A 20,634-nucleotide genomic window follows, 5' to 3' on the forward strand; every position below is an offset into this window, starting at 1 on the left:
ATGAACATCAAACGTGCCAAAGAAGAGATCGAACACACCGTAAAAGCCTACCTTGCCAAGGACGCCTTGGGCGAATACGCCATCCCGGCCATCCGGCAGCGCCCCATCCTGCTGATGGGGCCTCCGGGCATTGGCAAGACACAGGTGATGGAGCAGGTGGCCCGGGAATGCGGGGTGGCGCTGGTGGCCTACACCATCACTCACCACACCCGCCAGAGCGCTGTGGGCCTGCCCTTCATCCGCCAGCGCAACTACGGCGGAAAGGACGTCTCGGTGACCGAATACACCATGAGCGAGATCATCGCCAGCATCTACGCCAAAATGGAGGCCACCGGCCTTGCGGAGGGCATCCTGTTCATCGACGAGATCAACTGCGTGTCCGAAACGCTGGCCCCCACCATGCTGCAGTTTTTGCAGTGCAAGACCTTCGGCAATCAGGCTGTGCCTGCAGGCTGGGTCATTGTGGCGGCAGGCAACCCGCCGGAGTACAACAAGTCGGTGCGGGATTTTGACATCGTGACGCTGGACCGTGTGCGCCGCATGGACATTGAGCCGGATCTGCCGGTGTGGAAGGACTACGCCCGCGCGGCCCACATCCACAGCGCCATCCTGAGCTATCTGGAGCTGCACCCCCAGAACTTCTACCAGATCAACGCAGACGTGGACGGCACCCAGTTCGTCACCGCCCGCGGCTGGGAGGACCTGTCCAATCTGCTGGACACCTACGAAGCGCTGGGGCTGCAGGCAGACGAGGAGCTGATCCGGGAATACATCCAGCACCCGAAGATCGCCGAGGATTTCTCGGCGTACCTCGACCTCTACTATAAGTACCGCGACGACTACGGCGTGGAGGAGATCCTTGCCGGGCAGACGAAGCCCGCCGTGTTCGCACGGCTGCTGCAGGCCCCCTTTGACGAGCGGCTGAGTCTGGTCAATCTGATCCTGTCCGGTCTGAATACCCGGTTCACCGCATCCCGGCAGGCGGACGCTGTGGCCGACAGCTGCTACGCCCTTCTGCGGGAGATCAAAAAAGCCCTTGCCACCCTGCCGGAGGATATCCCGGACGGCTCCGCGGAGCTGTTCCACCAGCAGCTCGTGGATTACGATGCCGAGACCCAGCAAAAGCGCGCGGCGGGGCTGCTCTCCAAAGACAGCCTGACCACCCGTCTGCAGGTCCTGGCCGTACTTCGTCAGTGGGAGGGCGAACTGCGCCGCGCCAGCGCCGCCGGGACACAGGAAGCCTTCGACCTGCTGCGCGGGCAGTTCCAGTCTCTGGCCGATGCACGCGAAAAGGCCCAGCAGGCCGCCAGCGCCGCGCTGGAAGCTGCCTTTGACTTTATGGAGCAGGCCTTTGCCGAAAGTCAGGAGATGGTGGTGTTCGTCACCGAGCTTACCGTGGACCCTGCGTCCCACGCTTTCCTCACCGAGAACGGCTGTGAGCGCTACTTCCAGTACAACAAGGATCTGCTGCTGGACCACCGCAAAGCTGCCCTGCAGCAGGAGCTGGCGGCAGAGCAGCGCCGCCACGGCGGGGTGTGAGCCATGCTGGAAAATCTTCTGTTCAGCCTGAACAGCACCCTGCCGCTGTTCTTTATCATGCTGCTGGGCTATGTGCTGCACCGCACCGGCTTTCTGAGTGACGCATTTGTGGCAGGAGCCAACAAATTCGTTTTTTATGCTGCATTGCCGGTGCAGCTCTTCCGCGACCTTGGCAAAAACGACGTCCGCACCACCTTTGACGGCCGGTACGTCCTGTTCTGCTTTGTGGTCACACTGGTGAGCATCCTTGTGATCTGGGCGCTGGCAAAGGTATTTTTAAAGGGCACCGGCCTTGTGGGTGAGTTCGTACAGGCGTGCTACCGCTCCTCTGCTGCCATTCTGGGTTCGGCCTTTCTGCAGAGCATCTACGGCGACGCCAGCATGTCCAGCCTGATGATCTTAGGCAGCGTGCCGCTTTACAACATTATGGCCGTGGTCATCCTGACGCTGGAAAGTCCGGCCGCCGCCCAGACCGGCAGCATGTCTGCAAAGCTGAAAAAAAGCGCCAAAGGCGTCCTGACCAACCCCATCCTGCTGGGCATTGCAGCAGGCTTTGTATGGAGCATGCTGCACATTTCCATGCCTGCCATGCTGGATAAGACCCTCTCCAATGTGGCCGGGCTGACCAGCCCTCTGGCCCTGCTTGCCATCGGTGCGGGCTTCAAGGGCCGCAAGGCGCTGGGCTATCTCAAGCCCACCACCATCGCCACCGTGGTCAAATTGATGATCCTGCCCGCACTGTTCCTGCCGCTGGCGGTGCACCTTGGCTTTACAGACGAAAAGCTGGTGGCACTGCTGGTGATGCTGGGCAGCATCACCACCCCGGCGTGCTACGTCATGGCAAAACAGATGGGGCACGAAGGCGTCCTTACCGGCAGCGTATGCGTCACCACCACCTTGTTCAGTGCCTTCAGCCTGACCTTCTGGCTGTTCGTGCTGCGGAGCCTTGGGTATATTTTATAACCTCTTTTGCATAGCAAAACAGCGGGCAGCCTGCAGGCTGTCCGCTGTTTGCTTTTCAGAAGCTATTGGGGAAGCAGGGTGCACCGAACGGATGCAGCTTCTGCCTTTTATTCGGTCATTTCCAGTTCAGCGATCCATTCCCGCACGCGGTCGGGACGGTTGGTCACGATGGCATCCGGCTGCAGCGGCCAGAGGTCTTTTACCGTCTTTTCCTCGTCCACCGTCCAGTATGCCGTCTTGATGCCCAGATCATGCAGCTTCTGCACCATGCCGGGCTGCTGATAGGCGGTGTGGTACTCGCAGCTCACCCAGTCCGGCTTGAAATCCAGCGTCTGGACATACTTCACCGGGTCCCGCTGATCCAGCAGGTGCTGGATCACTTCTATCAGGCTCTCGTTCGGAAAATCCACCTGCAGCATACTGACCTGACTGCCTATCTGGCGCAGCATCCAGCTGCAGTTTTCATCGTCCACATTTTCCACCGAGAACATGGGCAGCTGTGGAAAATCATCCTCTTCCAGACTGTTCTGCAAACCAAGGATCTCCCACATGGCGGTGGGCAGAGCCATGGTCTCCATGGCACCGTAGACCAGCACGCCCACCTTCAGCTCCGGCATCAGCTGCTTTGCCTGCCGCAGCAGGTCGTGGTTGAACGAGATCATCACCAGCCGATCGGTGATATCCGCCGCACGGATCTCTTCGATCACCCGGGGCACAAAGTCCGGGTCGTTATCGATGGTGGCCTTCAATTCCAGCTGGACAACAGTGCCGTCCATTTCCCTGCACAGTGCCAACGCCTCCTGCAGGGTGGCGATCCGCTCATCCTTGTAGCTCACATCCTTCCAGCTGCCAAAGTCCAGCGCCTTCAACTCCTCCATGGTCATGTCGTAGATCTGGCCCCGCATATCGGTGTGCCAGTCAATGAGAAAATCGTGGTGGATGACCAGCTTTTTGTCTCCGGTCTGCTGTACGTCCATCTCCACGCCGTCCGCGCCGATCTCCATCGCCTTGCGGAATGCTGTAAGGGTATTTTCCGGTGCAAGGTAGGACGCACCACGGTGTGCAATGATCTCAGGCATCATTCTTTTCTGATTCCTCTCTCGTTTGTTTTTGTATTTTATGCAAGGTCAGAGCCGTTTGAAGCAATGACCTTTTTGTACCAGTAAAAGCTGTCCTTGCGGCTGCGGGCCAGAGTGCCCCTGCCGTCGTTGTCCTTATCCACATAGATAAAGCCGTAGCGCTTTTTCATTTCGCCGGTAGAGGCGCTCACCAGATCGATGGGCCCCCATGTGGTGTAGCCCATCAGCGGCAGGCCATCCTCGTTGATGGCCTTTTCCATCTGTTCAATGTGGGCCCGCAGATAATCGATCCGGTAGCTGTCGTGGATGGAGCCATCCGGCTCCACCGTGTCCACCGCGCCCAGACCGTTCTCCACAATGAACATGGGCTTCTCATACCGGTCGTAGATGGTGTTCAACGTCACGCGCAGGCCCACCGGGTCGATGGCCCAGCCCCACTCGCTGGCCTTGAGGTAGGGGTTCTTTACAGCTTCCTGCACCGCATTGCCGTCGGCCTTTTCTTCTGACAGGATTTCCTTGTCCGTGGTGATGCAGCGGCTGGAATAGTAGCTGAACGAGACAAAGTCCACCGTGCCCTCCCGCAGGGTCTTTTCGTCCTCCGGCTCGGTCTGCAGCACGATGCCTGCCCGCTCCATCCGTTTTCCGGCCCACACCGGGTAGGCCCCACGGGCCTGCACATCGGTAAAGAAGTAGTTGTCGCGGTCCGCTTCCTGTGCGGCGCGGATATCCTCCGGTGCACAGGTGCGCGGGTAATACTGGCCCGCTGCCAGCATACAGCCCACCATGGCACCGGGCATCTTTTCGTGGGCCAGCTTCACGGCCTTTGCGCTGGCCACCAGCTCATGATGTGCCGCCTGATACTGCACCTGCTTTACGTTTTCGCCCGGATGGAACACCAGCCCTGCGCCGGTGAAGGGCAGATGCAGCAGCATGTTGATCTCGTTGAAGGTCAGCCAGTATTTCACCTTGCCCCTGTACCGGTCGAACAGCACCCCACAGTAGTGCACATAGGCATCCACCATGCGGCGGTCCTTCCAGCCGCCGTATTTTTTGATAAGGGCAATGGGCGTATCAAAGTGGCAGATGGTAACAAGCGGCTCGATCCCATATTTATGGCATTCATCGAACACGGCATCGTAGAAGGCAAGGCCCTCTTCGCTCGGCTGGGCATCATCGCCGTTTGGCAGGATGCGGGTCCATGCGATGGACAGCCGGAAACACCGGAAGCCCATCTCGGCAAAGAGGGCGATATCCTCTTTGTAGTGGTGATACAGGTCAATGGCCTCGTGGCTGGGGTAATAGTGCCTGTCGTCGCATTCCAGCATTTCCAGCCGGCCCAGCGCCACCGGAAAGCGGTCAGCGCCAAACGGGGTCACATCCACGGTGGCAAGGCCCTTGCCGCCCGCCTGCCATGCGCCTTCGCACTGATTGGCAGCGGTGGCACCGCCCCACAGAAAATCTTTCGGGAAACTGCCCATACATAAAACCTCCCTGTTATCTATCTTTCCGGCACCGGACAGGCCGGAGCCCTGCTTTATCTAGTATAAAATACCGCACAATCCGCTCTGTGTCTATGCCCGCATTTTACAAAAAATCGCTTCATTGTTGTGAAAGTACGACTTTTATCGTCAAATCGCCGAATTTCACTTTTATTTTTCGTACATTTTTCACGAGAAAAATGCAAAAACGGCCCCATTTTCCTTTCATTCTGTTTCTTTCAAACTGTCCGCAGACATGGTACAATAATCAGGTAAGATACACCGCCGCTTTTTCGGCATTGGAAAATGGAGTGTTTGATTATGACTGAGTTCAAGCCCATTAAAGAAGGCAAGGTCCGTGAGATCTATGATAACGGTGACAGCCTCATCATGGTTGCTACCGACCGCATTTCCGCGTTTGATGTCATCCTGAAAAACAAGGTCACCAAAAAGGGCACTGTTCTGACCCAGATGAGCAAGTTCTGGTTCGATTACACCCGCGATCTGCTGCCCAACCACATGCTGAGCGTGGACGTGAAGGATATGCCGGAGTTCTTCCAGCAGCCCCAGTTCGACGGCAACAGCATGATGTGCCGTAAGCTGACCATGCTGCCCATCGAGTGCATCGTGCGCGGCTACATCACCGGCAGCGGCTGGGCCAGCTACCAGAAGACCGGCAAGGTGTGCGGCATCCAGCTGCCCGAGGGCCTGAAGGAATCCGACAAGCTGCCCGAGCCTATCTACACTCCCTCCACCAAGGCCGAGATCGGCGACCACGACGAGAACATCTCCTACGAAAAGAGCATCGAGGTGCTGGAAAAGCAGTTCCCCGGCCACGGCGAGGAGTATGCCACCAAGCTGCGCGACTACACCATTGCCCTGTACAAGAAGTGTGCTGAGTATGCGCTCTCCCGCGGCATCATCATTGCCGACACCAAGTTTGAGTTTGGTCTGGATGAGAACGGCAACGTAGTGCTGGGCGACGAGATGCTCACCCCGGATTCCTCCCGCTTCTGGCCGCTGGAGGGCTACGAGCCGGGCCACAGCCAGCCTTCCTTCGATAAGCAGTTCGTTCGCGACTGGCTCAAGGCCAACCCCGACAGCAACTACGACCTGCCGCAGGACGTGATTGACAAGACCATTGCCAAGTATCTGGAGGCCTACGAGCTGCTCACCGGCAAAAAGCTGTAAATTTTACGATAAAACGAATCCCGGCAGATGCTTGACAGCTCTGCCGGGATTCGCTATAATGTCTATAGAAAGGGCACTGCGACAAGCGGTTGGCCCCAGTTCAAGGTTTACAGTTTTTGAGAACCGTCACCGTGCCGGGTGGCGGTTCTTACTTTTTCACGCGAATGGTGAATGTCAATCCAAACAAGTGGAATGTCAAAGTAATTGGCATGTACTCACCTCCTTTCGGAAGTGAGGACCGAACCGCCTGCCGTTGTTTGCAGTGCCCCGCCGCCTTTCAGCAGCAGAGATAGCATAACATAGTTTTCGGCTGATTTCAACAAAAAAACGCTTCCGTGCGGCGCACGGAAGCATTTTTTGTTTTACTCACTCAGCTCCGCGCTTTCCTCGGAAAAAGCTTCGGGCTCTGCCGTTTCTTCGTTTTCTTCGTCCAGCAGGTACTGCACCTCGGTCTGCTTTGCCATCTGGTCAGCTGTCCAGTCCAGCTGCGCAATGCCCACCAACTCCAGCGTGTACTGCTCCACCCGCTGCAGCGTACCAGCGGTAAGGCTCTGGCCCGGGTCGTTGTCCGGCGCCCATGCGATCCGCAGCTCGTCCGGCAGTGCACTGCACTGCTGCACGGCATCGGTCACTCTGCGGCAGTCCTGTGCAAATGCCTGCACGCTGTCATAATCGCCGAACAGCACCACGGTCAGGCTCAGATGACTGCCTCCTGCGTCCAGATCCCGGAGCGTTTCCGTCTTGCTGCTGTACAGATAGGCGTTTCCGCGGATGTCCTTCACTCGGACCTCCGGCGCGGCCGTTTTGATCCGGTCATAGGCTTCCGCTGTATATTCCTGCCCCAGCCTGAGCTCGGTCTGACGGCGCTGGGGGCTGATCTCCTCCCACACCACCGGCAGCAGCGAAAGGCCAAAGCACCCGCCCATGAGTACAAGGCAGATCAGCACCGACCAGAAATCGTATTTCCAGCGGCCCGGCCGGGCGGCAAAAAAGAGCACCTCGCCGCCCAGCATCACAAGGCCTGCTGCCGGGACGATCCGGAGCACCGGCTGTGTGGGAAAGCCCGGCACAAAATAGGTGAGCAGAAAGAAGATGCCCGCTGCGATCAGGCATGCACCCAGCGTAAAGCTGCCCACCCGGCGCAGCGGCGGCTGTTTCCCGGGCATTTCCGGGGCAGCAGAGCCGGTCTCATTCTTCTCGTCCATCCTCGTCCTCCGTCTCGTCCTCCGGGGTCACAGGCTTGCCCAGCAGGGCCGAGAGCTTGGGCATTGCAAAGCCCTTTTTCTCCGGCCCGGCCGGTGTTTCCTGTGCGGCATACTCGGTAAAATCGGCGTCCGCGGCCTTCTGCTTCGGCTTTCTGCCCTTGGGGCCGCGCACCAGCCACGCACCGCAGATGATCAGGGCCACGCACACAACGATCTCCGGCAGCTGATCCATCATCAGATAAAGTGCGCGGAAGAAGGGGCTGCTCTGGCCCCAGCGCCACACGATATCCCCCAGCGTGTTCATAAGGATGTTCTGGTAGGCCACCAGTGCGCCCAGCACGATCAGGCCCCAGCCCAGCAGCTTGTGGCTGTCCATCATGAACTCCTGCATCCGCTGGTCCTTCCAGTTGATATGCACCAGATAATCGTCCTCCGGGGCGGTGCCTGCGCCGATCTGCGCCCGGAGATTGAAGGTGTCAAAAAAGCTGTACATCCACACGATGACACAGCCGATGGTCAGCACTTCCAGCGTAGATACGCCAATTACAACGGACAGGCAGAACATCGTGATCAGCGAAAGGCCGCGCTTCATATAGCCCTGATACATCTGGCCTGCGCCCGGGCAGAAGGCAAAGATAAAGGTCAAAATCCCGTTTTTCATCATGATCGATTCCCTCATTTCGTTTGATCGGTAAGCGGCAGATCTCTGTTGTCCTCTGCCGCCGGGCTGTGGGCCCCGAACAGCAGATCATTGACCGCCTTTGAAAAAGACGCCTGCGGCTTCGGCTCTTCGTCCTCCACCGGTCGTCCCAGTGTTTTCGGCTCGGCAGGCCGACGGCCATCCTCCACCGGTCGGCCCAGCTGCGCAGGTTCTTCGGTCTGGCTCTGGCTGGCTTCCTGTGTCCAGCTGCGCAGCTCCTGCCGGAAGTCCAGCAGCTGCTCCACGGTACCGGAGCGCCACATGGTGAACGCCAGCACTGCCGCCACACCGGCCACTGCAGCGCGGCCCCATGTGTTCTGCATCAGCCGCACCCAGACGGCGGCCATCACAGCCTTGTGCGCGGAGTGCGGCGGCGTTTCAAGCGCATCTGCCGTCAGCAGGGCCGTGTAACGGTCCATGCATTTATCGCAGTAGGCAAGGTGCTCGGCTGTTTCCAGCCGCCCCAGCTCATCCAGCCCGCCTGCCTGCAGGGCCTGCAGGCCTTCGTCGGTCAGGCAGCCGTTTTTGTCAAACAGTTCCATGTACACACTCCTCTCCGCAGCGCTCACGCTGTAATATCTGCTGTGCCAGCATCTTTTTGGCCCGGTAGATCTGCGCCTCCACCGTCTTGGGCGGGCGGCTGCACAGCTGTGCCGCCTCGGCCATGGTGTGCTGTTCCAGCAGCACCAGACGGCAGGGCGTTCTGTAGGGCTCCCGCAGGTCCAGGATCATGGCGGTGAGCTCTTCTTCGCCCAGAGCATCCAGCACCTGCTTTTCCGGCTCGGTGCCGGGCGGCGCGCCCTCCAGTGCCAGCACCTCATCGCCGGGGGTGTTCACCCGGCGCACCCATGCGCTGCGCAGATAGTCTTTTGCCTTGTTGGAAGCAATGCGCGCCAGCCACTGTTTTTCAAACCCGGGCGGGCAGCGGTCAATGGCCCGCCATGCCGCCAGAAAGGTCTCCTGCGTCAGGTCCTGCGCATCGCCGGCATCCGGCACCAGCTGGTGGCAGACCGTATACACGAGCGACTGGTATTTTTGCACCATCGCGCTGAATTCCAAGGTCGTCAACGATCCACCCACCTCCTTTTGGTTTCGTCCCGGTCCGACGAAGTGCAGCCTCTGCACTGCCCTTCTGCACATTCATACGAAACAGCCGTTCAAAATCCTGCAAAAAATTTTATTTTTATGATACAATAGAAGTAGTATAGCACAAAAGGAGGCATTCGGCCATGGCTGTCAGTACCCGTCAGGCACTTTTGCAGGCACTTTCCTCTGCCGGGGGCAGCTACGTTTCCGGCCAGCAGCTGGCCGAGACCCTCGGCGTGAGCCGCGCTGCCGTGCACAAGGCCGCTGCGGCCCTCACAGCCCAAGGGTACGCGCTGGAAGCTGCGCCCCGCCGGGGCTACCGGCTGGCGGGCGGTGACCCGTTCTGCGCCGAAGCCATCGGGGACTACCCTGCACCCATCTATTTATATGACACGCTGGAAAGCTCCAACCGCACGGCAAAGCTGCTGGCGCTGGATGGTGCACCCCATGGCACACTGGTACTCACCGCCCACCAGAGCGCCGGACGCGGCAGGCTGGGCCGGAGATTTGAAAGCCCGGCAGGCAAGGGCGTTTACTGCTCGGTGCTGCTGCGCCCGGAAATGCCCGCCGCCAATGCCCAGACCGCTACCATCAGCGCAGCGGTGGCGGTCTGCCGTGCCGTGAAAAAGCTCTGCGGGCTGGAGCTTGCCATCAAGTGGGTCAACGACCTGTACTATCAGGGCAGAAAGGTCTGCGGCATCCTGACCGAAGCGGGGACCGACCTCGAGAGCGGACAGCTGGAATGGCTGGTGGTGGGCATCGGGCTGAACCTTACCTCTACCGCCGCCGACTGGCCGGAGGAGCTGGCCCGCAGGGCCGGGAGCCTGTACCCCGGCGGGCCTGCCCCGGTGAGCCGGGCCGCACTGGCCGGGGCCATTGCCCGGGAGCTGCTGGCCCTCTGTCCCGGCTTTGACTGTCTGGATGAGTACCGCGCCCGGTGCTTTGTGCCCGGCCACTGGGTGACGGTGTGTGCCGAGACCGAGACCTACGCCGCAAAGGCCCTTGCCATCGACGAGGAAGGGCGGCTGGTCATCCAGCGGGAGAACGGCCGACAGGAGGCTCTGCGCTGCGGCGAGGTGACCACACGGCCTGCACGGACCGAATAAGACGCAAAAAAGCACCCTTTCCTGCCCGGAAAGAGTGCTTTTTATGTTCTGCACTTATGTATCCAGATTCACGGCTTCCAGCACCGTGATGTCCTCTTTTTCAAAGGCGGTGCGGATCATCCCGGCAAGGCCGGGCATTTCGGCCTTGTTCTCGATGCACAGGGTGATGATGCCGTTCAGGCTGGAGGCTTCCACGCCCATGGAGCCGCCATCCGGCGGAACCCAGACGTTGAAGTCTTTGGTGTACTTCTGAAGCTCCGGCGTGGCCGGCAGCAGCGGATTGCCCAGATAGCTGAGCCAGAAATCCGCCGAGACACCGCTGATGTACTCGCCCATCTGGAACACCCTCTGCTTGATGCGCAGGGGCGCTTTCTGCTGGTCTACCTTGTACACCCAGCTCATCTGCTGGGTCATCTGACGCAGCTTTGACTCCGGCTGCAGGGTGCGGAGCACCTCGGCATCCATCTCCGGCACGATGTCCGCAAGGCGGGTATCATCGTTCAGCTTCACGCCGCTCTGAAAGGAGCACACGCAGTTGTAAAGGGCATCCGGCACGCCCGCTTCCCTGCGGGTATCTGCCGAGTAGGAATACTGGATCTCGTCCTTGCCCAGATAGCTGCGCAGCGCAAGGCTCAGCAGACCTGCCAGCGCTGTGAAGGGCTTGACGCCGTTCTCCACTGCCCGGTCCACAAGGCTCTGCTTGGTCAGCCGCACCCGGGTGCGGCGCATCCTGCCCTCGTAGGTCTGCACCACATTCCTCTGCATCGTGTTCTCGGTGGCTGTGGGGGATGGGTATTTTTCCATCATGGCCTCGATGTCATAGGCCGGGCTGCACAGGATGGGCGTGTTTGCAAACGCCGTGCCATAGCGCAGGTTGCAGTACTGTTCCAAAATGCGGGTGAGGAAGGGCGACACCCCGTGGCCGTCCATGAGGAAGTGATACCAGTCAAAATAGACGGTGTCCCCCTCACAGCTCACGCTGAAAAGATAGCCGTTCGTTTCCTCCGGGATATCGCGCTGTGCACTGCCCTGATACACAAGGCAGGGGTTCGGGTTCGGCTCCAGAAAAAAGCTCCGCTTTTCCTGCACCAGCTGTACCTGATAGTACGGTGCGGCCGAAAGCGCCGTATCCAGTGCACTCTGCAAAAGAGCGGGTTCCACCGCGTCCTGCAGCGCAAACTGGTACCGGCACAGGATCTTCTCCCGACGGAAGAAATACATCGTTCCCTGAAAGATGTACTCCGTCGAGCGCTGCGACTCATTCATGAACTGTTACCCCGCGTTTGCCGCCAGATAATCCACCAGATCCCCTATGGTCACAAAGTTGCGCAGCTCCTTTTCGGGGATGCGCAGGCCGAAGGTCTCCTCCAGGTCTGCCACAATGGTCAGGATCTCCATTGAGGACAGATCCAGATCGTCCATCAGGACGCTGTTCTCGTTCACATCTTCGGGAGAGACCTCGGCAACATCCTCCAGGATGGCCAGGATCTGGGAAATGATCTCTGCTCGTTCCATAGAAATTTTCTTCCTTTCCGTGACGGATGATAGGCACAATCTCCTGTGCCTTTCCATAATAATACCCTGATTCTCTCCTGTGCGCAAGGGTTCCGGCAACAAAGCCTTGTTTTTTGTCGGAACTCCTGTCATCAGTCTTCCGGTCTGCCAGCCCATTTATGCATCCGGGCATTCTACCGCATCCGTATCACTGGCGCAGCAGTTTTCCCATGGCGTTGCGGGGCAGCGGCTGTGCGCTGAGCTCCGGCACCATGCGCTTGTACAGCGGCAGGCCGCGGTTGACCCCGGTGACGAACTCTTTCACCGCATCCTGCTTTGCAGGGTCACAGTAGATGAGGGCACAGATCTTCTTGTCCTTTTCCTTCACGATGCACTCCCGAATGTCCGCACAGGGTACCAGCAGCTTTTCCAGCTCCTCGGGGCTCACGTTCTCGCCGCTGTCCAGAATGATCACGTTCTTCTTGCGGCCGGTCAGGTACATGTAGCCGTCCTCTTCCACTCGGGCAATGTCGCCGGTATGGAACCAGCCCTCTGCATCGATGACTTCCGCAGTGCCTTCCGGGTCCTTGTAGTAGCCCAGCATGATGGGGCCGCCCCGCATGCACAGCTCGCCGTCGTCCAGCTTGTATTCACAGCTGAGGTCCACATGGCCCACGCTGGTCAGGTACTTTGCCTCCTGCGAGGAGTTCCATGCACCGTCGCCGCAGGTCTCGGTCAGGCCGTACATCTGAGCCACAAAGAAGCCCTTCTCCATCATATCACTCAGCATCTTGGGGTCGAACATGGCAGCACCGCAGGTCAGCATGCACAGGCCGTTCAGGCGGTCGCGGCGGCCCCTCATCACATCGCTGTAGATGCTCTTCAGCAGCACCGGCACCACCGCCATCACCTCGCTGTGCATGGCACCCAGATCACGGTAGAAATACTTCAGGTTGTTGCACAGGTTGATGGAGTGGCCGGTGATGCTCCACGAAACAAGGCTGGTCATGGCGGAGATGTGGAACATGGGCAGGGCGGACAGGGACGAGAACTCGTCGGTGTTCCAGCCCGTGTACTTCTTCACATCGTCAAAGGGGTTCAGGAAAGCCGGCATGGCGCTGAACAGGTTCTTCTGGCTCAGCATAACGCCCTTGCTGCGGCCGGTGGTGCCGGAGGTGAACATGATAAAGGCCAGAGCAGAGAGGTCCTCCACCTCGGTCACGTCCTCGGCAGGCTCATAGGCAGAAAAAGCGTCCATAGGCTTCAGGATGCTGCCGTAGGTCTCAGCGAGGGCAGGCTCCCGCTCCGCGAACTCGCCATCCTGCAGGATACACACCGGCTCGGTGAGGCCCAGCTCGTAGGAGATGGCATCCCAGTCCTTGCCAAGGTTCAGCGGTACAGCCACGCCGCCTGCGATCACGGTGCCGTACATGCAGATGACATACTGGTAGCTGTTGCGGGCCAGGATCGCCACACGCTTGCCGCGCACGTCGCCATACTCTGCACGCAGGAACGCCACGAACCGGCGCAGATCCTGGGCATACTGTGCGTAGTGCACCTCGGCAACGCCCTGCTTTTCTTCATCATACCAGCGCAGAGCCACACGGTCTGCAATGTTGGTTTCCATATTGCAAAGGGACTGATACAGCGATGTAATCATTTTTTCCTCCATTTTTATCATCCGATCCGGTGCACCGGTGTAAGCCCACACAGATCCTGCCAGACATTTCCAACTGTGCCCAGTATACAATAAAGCCCGTGTCAATGCAAGAGTTTTGCAACATTTAATTTCCAATATTGACAACAAAGCATTGCACATCGTGCCGTTTCCAGATGTAAATTCTGCCTTTCGTTGCGAAGCCGCCCGGCCTGTGCTATGCTTTTATTGCAGGCGGCAATGTGTCCCCGCCCACCGGACCGCAATTCAAAATTGACAGTCTGTGCAAAAAGCATTATACTGGGTTCATATCCATACAAAATTTTATCTTTTTCATTCAAAATCTACGCATTGTGCGGCGTCCGGCTCTGAGGGAATGTCCCGCGCAAGGAAGGAACCTCCATGGAAGGAACCAAACCCCGCACCGCCAGCTCCATCGGCATGTTCGACATGCTCAAGGGTGCCGGTATGCTGATCATCGTTTTTGCGCATACCGCCGAGCTTTATCCCATGCAGGCGGTCAGCGGCCTGTCCCTGACCGCGTTTTTCCCCTTCATCTACCGCGAAGCGCTGATGGCCGCTTTCTTTATCGCCAGCGGCTACGGCTTCCGCAAGCGCTCCATCGGCAAATGCATCCACCAGCAGCTGAAAAGTCTGCTCAAGCCCTACCTCTATACTGCGCTGTTCACCTGCGTGCTGCACTTTATCATCCACTATAAAACGTTCCAGTACCTGCCCGGCACCATTGGCGAGTCGGTCAAGGTCACCGGCGGTTTTCTGCTGGGCCTGCCCCACACGGCAGAGTATTTCGGGCAGGAATTTTTCTCCTGCGGGCCCATGTGGTATCTGCTGGCCCTCATGGTGGGCTGGATCCTGCTGGATGTGATCCTGAACATCTTCCCGGAGCAGTACGTTCTCTGGGCTGTGGCCGGGTGTGCGCTGCTGGGCTGGGGCGTCAGCCTTGTGTGGGAGCCGCCCTTCTGCCTGATCCAGGGCGCGGTGATCGTCCCCTATCTCTATATCGGCTTCCTTGCCAAAAAGAAGCATCTGCTGGACGAGCCCCTGCCGCCCAAAGTCTTTGCCGGGCTGCTGGGGGCCTCAGCGCTCATTGCCGTAGGCGCTCTTGCCACCCGCACCACCGACTGCATCTCGCTGGCCGAGTGGTCGCTGGGCCCCCTGAGCATCTTTCTGGACGGTGCTGCCGGTCTTTTATTCATCCGGCTGTTCATGCGGCTCAGCCATTTCCACGGCCTCATCGTGCGCTTTCTGGAGGCGGTGGGCCGACGCTCGCTCCACATTTTCTGTATACATACCGTGGAGATCATCGCCATCCCCTGGTATCTGATGGTAGCCAGATTTTCGGACCGGCCGGTGCTGGGCATGTGGCTGCAATACGCCATCGCTCTGGGCTCCATCTGGCTGGTGTGTGAGCTGCTGCGTGCACGCCGTGCACTCATCATCCGTTTTTTCCCTGCACGGCGCAAGAGCCCTGCCGTGCACTATACCGCCCGGCATTAAGATGTTTTTCCGGCTGCTGCGGTGCAGCCTATCATAAATGTAAGAGGAGAATCCCGTTATGAACAACGATGCCCCCGAGACCCTTGCTGCGGCCCGCAGCCGCGCTGCCGACCTTGAGCAGCAGCTCAAGCTCTCTGACGAAGGCGTATCCCGGCTGGCACAGCGGTGTCTGGAGCTGGAACAGCAGGTGCTGAACTATCAGGCCGCGCTGGCAAGGCACGGCAGCGACAACGAGCCTGCCGCCCTCACCCTGCCGCAGCTGTTCTACGATTCCGGCTCCGGCTATTCCCCGCGGGAATGCCTGACCGTTGCCGAGGACGCCTACGACGAGCTGACCCACGAGGTCTCTGCGGTGTTCACCCTGCCCACGGATGCCCGTGCACTGCGGCTGGACCCCGGTGAGCTGGCCTGCTGCGTGACTGACCTGAGTATCTCGGACGAGCGGCTGGAATGCCGCGCCATGAACGGCATCCAGCTGCAGGAAGACTGCCTGCTGTTTCTGGATGTGGACCCCAACCTGACCGTGCAGAGCACCGTGCCCTTTGCGGCCGGGATGAAGTTTGCCGTGACCTATCATTACTATCCGCTGGGCCGCTTCCAGCACGAACAGCCCGGCAAGGCCCTGCTGCAGGCCCTGAGCGCCATCAAGCTGCGGGCCGAAGCGGAGCAGAACGATCTCCGCGGGCAGCTGCAGGCCGCCCTTGCCGAGAATACCCGGCTGAACAACCAGATGACCGAGCTGCAGAACAGCCGCGCCGCCTACGAAAACTCGCTGGAAAACCTGTACGAAAGCAGCAGCTGGCGGCTTACCGCCCCGCTGCGTGCACTGCACCGGCTGTTCCGTCATTGATACGATTTGCAGAGGAGTGTCATTATGTACACAAGTTACAGCACCCTGCAGCGTAAACAGCTGACGAAGCAGGTGTATACCGATACCCAGAGCACCTATCTGCTGGTGTATGCGCCCGGCCGCCATCAGGCGCTGGAGCACGCACTGGAAAACCAGCTGCACCGCAAGTTCCGGCTGGTGACGGAGCTGGCCCCCGCCCTGACCGACTCGGTGGAGGGCGTGCTGCTGGTCAGCGAAGATCTGGAGTGCACCTCCACTGCCCTGACCTATTTTGCCGGTGCCCTGCGCACCGGTGCAGACCTTGTGGTGTGTGATGCCGCCTTTGGCTTTGACGGTTCCACCGCCCTGTACCTGAGCACCCAGCACATCCCCTGCAGCCGCTGTGCCATGGTATCGCGGAAGCTTCTGGACCGCATCCGCGCCGCTGCCCGCGGCAGGGACAGCGTGACCGAGCTGCTGCGCCTTGCCACCGCCATGGCAGAAAACTGCCGCCGCATCCCGGAGTCCCTGTTGCATTTCCGGCGGGAGCTGTGTGCCGATGATGTGTTCTCTGCCTCCGGAAAGCGTGCTCTGATCCTGAGCCATGAGCTCACCATGACCGGTGCCCCCATCGTGCTGGTGAGCGCCGTGCCGGTGCTGCGCAGCATGGGCTTCGAGGTCGTGGTTCTGGGCCCTGCGGACGATGGCTCTCTGCCGCTGTTCCTAGATGCCGGCGCTGCCGTTGTCACCCGCAGCGACTGCGTGATGAGCTCCTCCCTGTGGGGGCTTGCCACCAGTGCGGATTTTGTGCTGGCCAATACTGTGGTGGAGGCCGCCGCCGTGAGCACCCTGAACGGCTCCTTTGTGCCGGTGCTGTGGTGGCTGCACGATGCCTTTGCAGGCTATCCGTTCATTGCGCACAGGATCCCCAAAACGCTGGACTCCAATGTGCATGTGTGCGCCGTAGGCTCCCACGCCACTGCCGCCATGCATTCGGTGCGGCCGGATTTTAACATCGAACAGCTGATCTACGGCCTGCCGGACTACGCGCAGGAGAGCTTCCCGGTCTATGATATCAGCTACGCGGGCGGACGCCCTCTGTTCGTGACCGTGGGCTCCTTTGAGCCCCGCAAGGGTCAGGATATCTTCTGCAATGCCATCCGTCTGCTCAAGCCCGAAGTGCGCCAGAAAGCCGCTTTCCTGTTCGTGGGCAAGGCCGCAGACAAGAGCCTGAAGAGTGCCGTGGATGCACTGGTGGAGGATTACCCGGACACCGTGTTCTACCGCAAGCGGCTGGAACGCCCGGAGATCAAGTCCCTGATGGATCAGTGCACCTGTGTGGTGTGCTCCTCCCGCGACGACCCCATGCCCACCTTCGTCACCGAGGGCCTGATCTTCGGCAAGCCCTCCATCGTGTCGGAGCACACCGGCACTGCCGGGCTGATCACCGAGGGCGTGGACGGCTTTGTGTACCGGGACGACGACCCCGACCAGCTGGCAAAGGTGCTGGAACATGCCATCCTGCACCCCGATCAGCTGGCTGCCATGAAGGCCGACTGCCGGAAAATGTACGAGAAATATTACTCCAACGAAGCTTACGTTGCCACTCTGACGCGGCTGGTGAACGAACTGACCACCTGAGTGTCCGCTGTTTTGGTGCAGCATGAAAAAAAGAGGAAGATCCGGCGGGATCTTCCTCTTTTTTCGCAGAAGGAGCAGGGCAGAAGCGGATTCAGTCCGTCCTGCCCACCGTGTGCAGACAGGCATACAGCGCGCCCACCTGATTGGCTTCACTGCTGAAATGGCAGGGCACGATCTCGGTGCGCGGCAGACCGATCATGTAGGGCGAATCTCCCCGGGAAGCGAACAGCCCGGCATATACCCGGCGCAGGCTGTCCAGCAGCAGCGGCTGTTTGCTGATGCCGCCGCCAATGGCCACCTTTTCCACATCCAGCAGGACGGTCAGGTTGTAGATCTGCACCGCCACCGCTTTGCAGAACCGTTCCAGCACTTCCAGCGCTTCCGGTTCTCCGGCGTTGGCGGCATCAAAAAACTGTCTGCCATTCATGGGCGCATCAGCGGGCAGGCCCCTGCGGGCGCGGTACCACTGCAGCAGATTGGTGGTGCTGCACTGACAGGCCATGGTTTTTCCGGTGTTCTCCCACTCGTCGGCGTTGGTGTTCACAAAGCTGTATTCCCCGGCGGTAAAGTGGATGCCCCGCACCAGCTGGCCGTTGGCGATGATGCCGCCGCCCACACCGGTGCCGATGATAAACACCGCCGCGTTGCAGCAGCCCTGCAGCGCACCGGCCTGCAGCTCTGCAAGGGCAGCGGCCTTGCCGTCATTTTCCAGCGTGACCGGACAGCCGCATCTTTCGCGCACCAGCTGCCCCACCTGCGTACCGGTGTTATACAGAAGTGCCCCGCCGTTGGAGACAAAGCCGGTGTGAGTGTCCACAAAGCCGGGCAGGGCCATGGCGATGCTGCTTACTTCATCCCGGTGCGGTGCATACAGAGCATATAATGTGTCGAGAAAATGCTCCTGCGTATCCTGTGGCGTAGGCACAGACCCGGCATCGGTGCGGTTCAATCCTTCGTCCATCACCGAATACTTGATCTCAGTGCCGCCCACATCAAAAACCATGACCTTCATTGTGCCTGCCTCCGCTCATGTTATTTCTGGTTTTATTATGGCAAATTGCGTTTGGAATGTAAAGAGAAAAGCGGAAAAAACAGTACGGCTTTATACGCTGCTTTTCTCGCGAAAAAACAGCCCGGAAAGATCCGCAGATCTTTCCGGGCTGTAAATTTAAAATACTAATTCCGCTAAAGATGCCCAGAGTGAAACGGAGGGCATTTTAGAACGTGTTACAGTTTGCTCAGCTGCGGGCCCTGTGCGGTGTCCTTGACCGCCCAGCCCAGCTCGGTCAGCTGTGCGCGGATGGCGTCGGCGGTGGCCCAGTCCTTGGCCTTCTTGGCGGCGGCACGCTTCTCAACCAGCTCCGTCACCTCGGCGGGCACCTCGTCCTTCTTGCGGTTGTACAGCAGGCCCAACACGCCGGTGATCTCGTCAAAGGCGGCGGCAGCGGTCTGCAGGGCGTCCTTGGAGGAAACAGCCGACAGCGTATTGATCTCCTTGACCAGATCGAACACGGCAGCCAGTGCATCCGGGGTGTTCAGGTCATCGTCCATGGCGGTGCAGAACTTGGTGCGGGCCTCGGCAGCCTTTTCCTTCAGGGTCTCGTCGGTGCCAAAGGTGTCTTTGGTCAGGGCAAAATCCAGATTCTCGCGGCAGGTGTACAGGCGCTCCAGGCTGTTCTTGCAGCTTTCAATGAGGTCCACGGTGTAGTTCAGGGGCATCCGGTAGCCTGCGGTCAGCATGAAATAGCGGATGGGTTCGTAGCCGTAGACGCCCGCCACGTCCCGCACGGTGAAGAAGTTGTGCAGGCTCTTGGACATCTTCTGATTGTCCACGTTGATGAAGCCGTTGTGCATCCAGTAGCGGGCGAACTCGCAGCCGTTGGCGCACTCGCTCTGGGCGATCTCGTTCTCGTGGTGAGGGAAGATCAGATCCTGACCGCCGCAGTGCAGGTCGATGGTCTTGCCCAGATGGGTGCGGCTCATGGCACTGCACTCGATGTGCCAGCCCGGGCGGCCCATGCCGTAGGGGCTTTCCCATGCAGGCTCACCGGGCTTTGCGGCCTTCCACACAGCAAAGTCGGCGGGGTCCTCCTTCAGGTCGTCGTCCATGCGGCTGCGCAGTTCGCGGTTGCCGCTTTCCAGATCGTCCAGCTTCAGGTGGCTCAGCTTGCCGTAGCCGGGGTCGCTCTTCACCCGGAAATACACATCGCCGTTCTTTGCAACGTAGGCATGGCCGGAGTCGATCAGGTCCTTCACGATGTCCAGGATCTGCTGGATATGCTCGGTAGCCCGGGGCTGGACGGTGGGCTTTTTGCAGTTCAGACCGGCGGCATCCTTGAGGTACTCGGCCTCAAAGCGCTGAGCGACCTCCTTCATGGAGGTGCCCTCCTCCTGACCCTTCTTGATGAGCTTATCGTCGATGTCGGTGATGTTGGAAACATAGATCACCTTGTTGCCGCGGTACTCAAGGTAGCGGCGCAGGGTGTCGAATACGATCAGCGGGCGTGCGTTGCCGATGTGGATATAGTTATAAACGGTAGGGCCGCAGACGTAGATGCGGTATTCACCGGGCACCTGCGGAACAAATTCTTCCTTCTGGCGGGTCAGGGTGTTGAAGATCTGCATGGTCAATTCTCCTTTTTGTGGCAGACAGAAGCCGCAAAACAAAACGCCCCCGGAGCGGTGCACAAAGCACAGCTCCGAAGGCGGTTTTTCATCAAAATCGCGGTTCCACTTCTGTTTGTCGCTCAAAGCCTGTAACGGCGGCGCACCGCACGGCGATACTTCCCGTAGGGGTTCCCGCCGCGTGCTGTCCGGGCGCACTTTGCGCGGCAGTCTGCAAACAGGCTTCCAGCCAGTGGCCTGTTCTCTCTGCGCAGACGGTATGCGGCGCTACTCTGCCCGGATAAACGCATTTATCCTTTTACCTCTTTATTATAGCGGTGCCGCACAGGGAAGTCAAGGTGGAACAAAAACGATTCAGAATGCCCGCCGCGTTGCTTTGGGCATAATTTAAGGAAAATCATTTTAGTATTTGTAAATCTGGAAAATCTGCGGATTTTCCAGATTTACTTTTTCACGGGAGGAGCTGTAAAGGCAAACAGCATCGCAAGATTTCACCGAAGCGCCGCGCTTCCGAAGGAAGCGG

General features: G+C 59.3%; 18 protein-coding genes. 7 read left to right on the plus strand and 11 right to left on the minus strand.

Annotation, left to right across the window (positions count from 1 at the left end; genetic code table 11):
* On the plus strand, positions 1-1,539 hold the full coding sequence (locus MTP37_RS11530; protein ID WP_249237412.1) for an AAA family ATPase: 1,539 nt from the start codon (positions 1-3) through the stop codon (positions 1,537-1,539).
* 3 nt (positions 1,540-1,542) lie between these two features.
* On the plus strand, positions 1,543-2,502 hold the full coding sequence (locus MTP37_RS11535; protein ID WP_249237413.1) for an AEC family transporter: 960 nt from the start codon (positions 1,543-1,545) through the stop codon (positions 2,500-2,502).
* A gap of 107 nt (positions 2,503-2,609) precedes the next feature.
* Here the strand turns inward: MTP37_RS11535 and MTP37_RS11540 are convergent, their stop codons facing one another.
* Together MTP37_RS11540 and MTP37_RS11545 are read right to left on the minus strand one after the other, a co-directional pair.
* Positions 2,610-3,584: a glycerophosphodiester phosphodiesterase gene (locus MTP37_RS11540; RefSeq protein WP_249237414.1), complete on the minus strand. Its 975-nt coding sequence runs from the start codon at positions 3,582-3,584 to the stop codon at positions 2,610-2,612.
* A gap of 35 nt (positions 3,585-3,619) precedes the next feature.
* Positions 3,620-5,059: a 6-phospho-beta-glucosidase gene (locus tag MTP37_RS11545; protein ID WP_249237415.1), complete on the minus strand. Its 1,440-nt coding sequence runs from the start codon at positions 5,057-5,059 to the stop codon at positions 3,620-3,622.
* 321 nt (positions 5,060-5,380) lie between these two features.
* On the opposite strand from MTP37_RS11545, the gene MTP37_RS11550 reads away from it, so the two are divergent.
* Positions 5,381-6,250, plus strand: coding sequence for a phosphoribosylaminoimidazolesuccinocarboxamide synthase (locus MTP37_RS11550; protein WP_044953963.1), 870 nt, complete (start codon positions 5,381-5,383; stop codon positions 6,248-6,250).
* 362 nt (positions 6,251-6,612) lie between these two features.
* On the opposite strand, the gene MTP37_RS11555 is transcribed toward MTP37_RS11550, so the two are convergent.
* The 4 genes from MTP37_RS11555 to MTP37_RS11570 are packed head-to-tail and all read right to left on the minus strand — an operon-like array spanning position 6,613 to position 9,223.
* On the minus strand, positions 6,613-7,455 hold the full coding sequence (locus tag MTP37_RS11555; protein WP_249237416.1) for a hypothetical protein: 843 nt from the start codon (positions 7,453-7,455) through the stop codon (positions 6,613-6,615).
* Positions 7,439-8,119, minus strand: coding sequence for a hypothetical protein (locus MTP37_RS11560; RefSeq protein WP_249237417.1), 681 nt, complete (start codon positions 8,117-8,119; stop codon positions 7,439-7,441). Before MTP37_RS11560 ends, MTP37_RS11555 begins: the two co-directional genes overlap by 17 nt.
* Before the next feature lie 11 nt (positions 8,120-8,130).
* The gene (locus tag MTP37_RS11565; RefSeq protein ID WP_249237418.1) at positions 8,131-8,697 is read right to left on the minus strand and encodes a hypothetical protein; all 567 of its coding nucleotides are present in this window, start codon (positions 8,695-8,697) and stop codon (positions 8,131-8,133) included.
* Positions 8,684-9,223 (minus strand): RNA polymerase sigma factor, encoded by a 540-nt coding sequence (locus MTP37_RS11570; protein WP_249237419.1) that lies wholly within the window; start codon positions 9,221-9,223, stop codon positions 8,684-8,686. Before MTP37_RS11570 ends, MTP37_RS11565 begins: the two co-directional genes overlap by 14 nt.
* A 161-nt stretch (positions 9,224-9,384) precedes the next feature.
* Between MTP37_RS11570 and MTP37_RS11575 the strand changes: the two genes are divergently transcribed.
* A complete protein-coding gene (locus MTP37_RS11575; RefSeq protein WP_249237420.1) occupies positions 9,385-10,347 on the plus strand; it encodes a biotin--[acetyl-CoA-carboxylase] ligase in 963 nt (320 codons plus the stop codon).
* Positions 10,348-10,401: 54 nt separating this feature from the next.
* On the opposite strand, the gene MTP37_RS11580 is transcribed toward MTP37_RS11575, so the two are convergent.
* The 3 genes from MTP37_RS11580 to MTP37_RS11590 all read right to left on the minus strand — a co-directional run bounded on the left by MTP37_RS11580 (position 10,402) and on the right by MTP37_RS11590 (position 13,501).
* Complete coding sequence (locus MTP37_RS11580) at positions 10,402-11,613, minus strand: hypothetical protein (protein ID WP_249237421.1); 1,212 nt, start codon at positions 11,611-11,613, stop codon at positions 10,402-10,404.
* A gap of 6 nt (positions 11,614-11,619) precedes the next feature.
* Positions 11,620-11,862 (minus strand): acyl carrier protein, encoded by a 243-nt coding sequence (locus MTP37_RS11585; RefSeq protein WP_044953961.1) that lies wholly within the window; start codon positions 11,860-11,862, stop codon positions 11,620-11,622.
* Between the two features lie 187 nt (positions 11,863-12,049).
* Complete coding sequence (locus MTP37_RS11590) at positions 12,050-13,501, minus strand: class I adenylate-forming enzyme family protein (RefSeq protein WP_249237422.1); 1,452 nt, start codon at positions 13,499-13,501, stop codon at positions 12,050-12,052.
* Between the two features lie 399 nt (positions 13,502-13,900).
* Here MTP37_RS11590 and MTP37_RS11595 point away from each other — a divergent pair, with 399 nt between their 5' ends.
* From MTP37_RS11595 to MTP37_RS11605, 3 genes are read left to right on the plus strand one after another with little or no spacing between them, the layout of a single operon-like run.
* Complete coding sequence (locus MTP37_RS11595) at positions 13,901-15,016, plus strand: acyltransferase family protein (protein ID WP_249237423.1); 1,116 nt, start codon at positions 13,901-13,903, stop codon at positions 15,014-15,016.
* 58 nt (positions 15,017-15,074) lie between these two features.
* The gene (locus MTP37_RS11600; protein ID WP_249237424.1) at positions 15,075-15,866 is read left to right on the plus strand and encodes a hypothetical protein; all 792 of its coding nucleotides are present in this window, start codon (positions 15,075-15,077) and stop codon (positions 15,864-15,866) included.
* Between the two features lie 24 nt (positions 15,867-15,890).
* Positions 15,891-17,486 (plus strand): glycosyltransferase family 4 protein, encoded by a 1,596-nt coding sequence (locus MTP37_RS11605; RefSeq protein ID WP_249237425.1) that lies wholly within the window; start codon positions 15,891-15,893, stop codon positions 17,484-17,486.
* 91 nt (positions 17,487-17,577) lie between these two features.
* Here the strand turns inward: MTP37_RS11605 and MTP37_RS11610 are convergent, their stop codons facing one another.
* Both MTP37_RS11610 and cysS read right to left on the minus strand, forming a co-directional pair.
* On the minus strand, positions 17,578-18,498 hold the full coding sequence (locus tag MTP37_RS11610; protein ID WP_249237426.1) for an ROK family protein: 921 nt from the start codon (positions 18,496-18,498) through the stop codon (positions 17,578-17,580).
* Between the two features lie 215 nt (positions 18,499-18,713).
* Positions 18,714-20,111 (minus strand): cysteine--tRNA ligase, encoded by a 1,398-nt coding sequence (gene cysS, locus MTP37_RS11615; RefSeq protein ID WP_249237427.1) that lies wholly within the window; start codon positions 20,109-20,111, stop codon positions 18,714-18,716.
* Between the last annotated feature and the right edge of the window lie 523 nt (positions 20,112-20,634).

The organism is Faecalibacterium sp. HTF-F (assembly GCF_023347535.1).
GTDB lineage: Bacteria > Bacillota > Clostridia > Oscillospirales > Ruminococcaceae > Faecalibacterium > Faecalibacterium wellingii.

Coding starts and splice junctions, on each gene's coding strand:
- MTP37_RS11530 (WP_249237412.1), top strand. CDS start 1: ATGAACATCAAACGTGCCAAAGAAGAGATCGAACACACCGTAAAAGCC.
- MTP37_RS11535 (WP_249237413.1), top strand. CDS start 1,543: ATGCTGGAAAATCTTCTGTTCAGCCTGAACAGCACCCTGCCGCTGTTC.
- MTP37_RS11540 (WP_249237414.1), bottom strand. CDS start 3,584: ATGATGCCTGAGATCATTGCACACCGTGGTGCGTCCTACCTTGCACCG.
- MTP37_RS11545 (WP_249237415.1), bottom strand. CDS start 5,059: ATGGGCAGTTTCCCGAAAGATTTTCTGTGGGGCGGTGCCACCGCTGCC.
- MTP37_RS11550 (WP_044953963.1), top strand. CDS start 5,381: ATGACTGAGTTCAAGCCCATTAAAGAAGGCAAGGTCCGTGAGATCTAT.
- MTP37_RS11555 (WP_249237416.1), bottom strand. CDS start 7,455: ATGGACGAGAAGAATGAGACCGGCTCTGCTGCCCCGGAAATGCCCGGG.
- MTP37_RS11560 (WP_249237417.1), bottom strand. CDS start 8,119: ATGATGAAAAACGGGATTTTGACCTTTATCTTTGCCTTCTGCCCGGGC.
- MTP37_RS11565 (WP_249237418.1), bottom strand. CDS start 8,697: ATGGAACTGTTTGACAAAAACGGCTGCCTGACCGACGAAGGCCTGCAG.
- MTP37_RS11575 (WP_249237420.1), top strand. CDS start 9,385: ATGGCTGTCAGTACCCGTCAGGCACTTTTGCAGGCACTTTCCTCTGCC.
- MTP37_RS11580 (WP_249237421.1), bottom strand. CDS start 11,613: ATGAATGAGTCGCAGCGCTCGACGGAGTACATCTTTCAGGGAACGATG.
- MTP37_RS11585 (WP_044953961.1), bottom strand. CDS start 11,862: ATGGAACGAGCAGAGATCATTTCCCAGATCCTGGCCATCCTGGAGGAT.
- MTP37_RS11590 (WP_249237422.1), bottom strand. CDS start 13,501: ATGATTACATCGCTGTATCAGTCCCTTTGCAATATGGAAACCAACATT.
- MTP37_RS11595 (WP_249237423.1), top strand. CDS start 13,901: ATGGAAGGAACCAAACCCCGCACCGCCAGCTCCATCGGCATGTTCGAC.
- MTP37_RS11600 (WP_249237424.1), top strand. CDS start 15,075: ATGAACAACGATGCCCCCGAGACCCTTGCTGCGGCCCGCAGCCGCGCT.
- MTP37_RS11605 (WP_249237425.1), top strand. CDS start 15,891: ATGTACACAAGTTACAGCACCCTGCAGCGTAAACAGCTGACGAAGCAG.
- MTP37_RS11610 (WP_249237426.1), bottom strand. CDS start 18,498: ATGAAGGTCATGGTTTTTGATGTGGGCGGCACTGAGATCAAGTATTCG.
- cysS (WP_249237427.1), bottom strand. CDS start 20,111: ATGCAGATCTTCAACACCCTGACCCGCCAGAAGGAAGAATTTGTTCCG.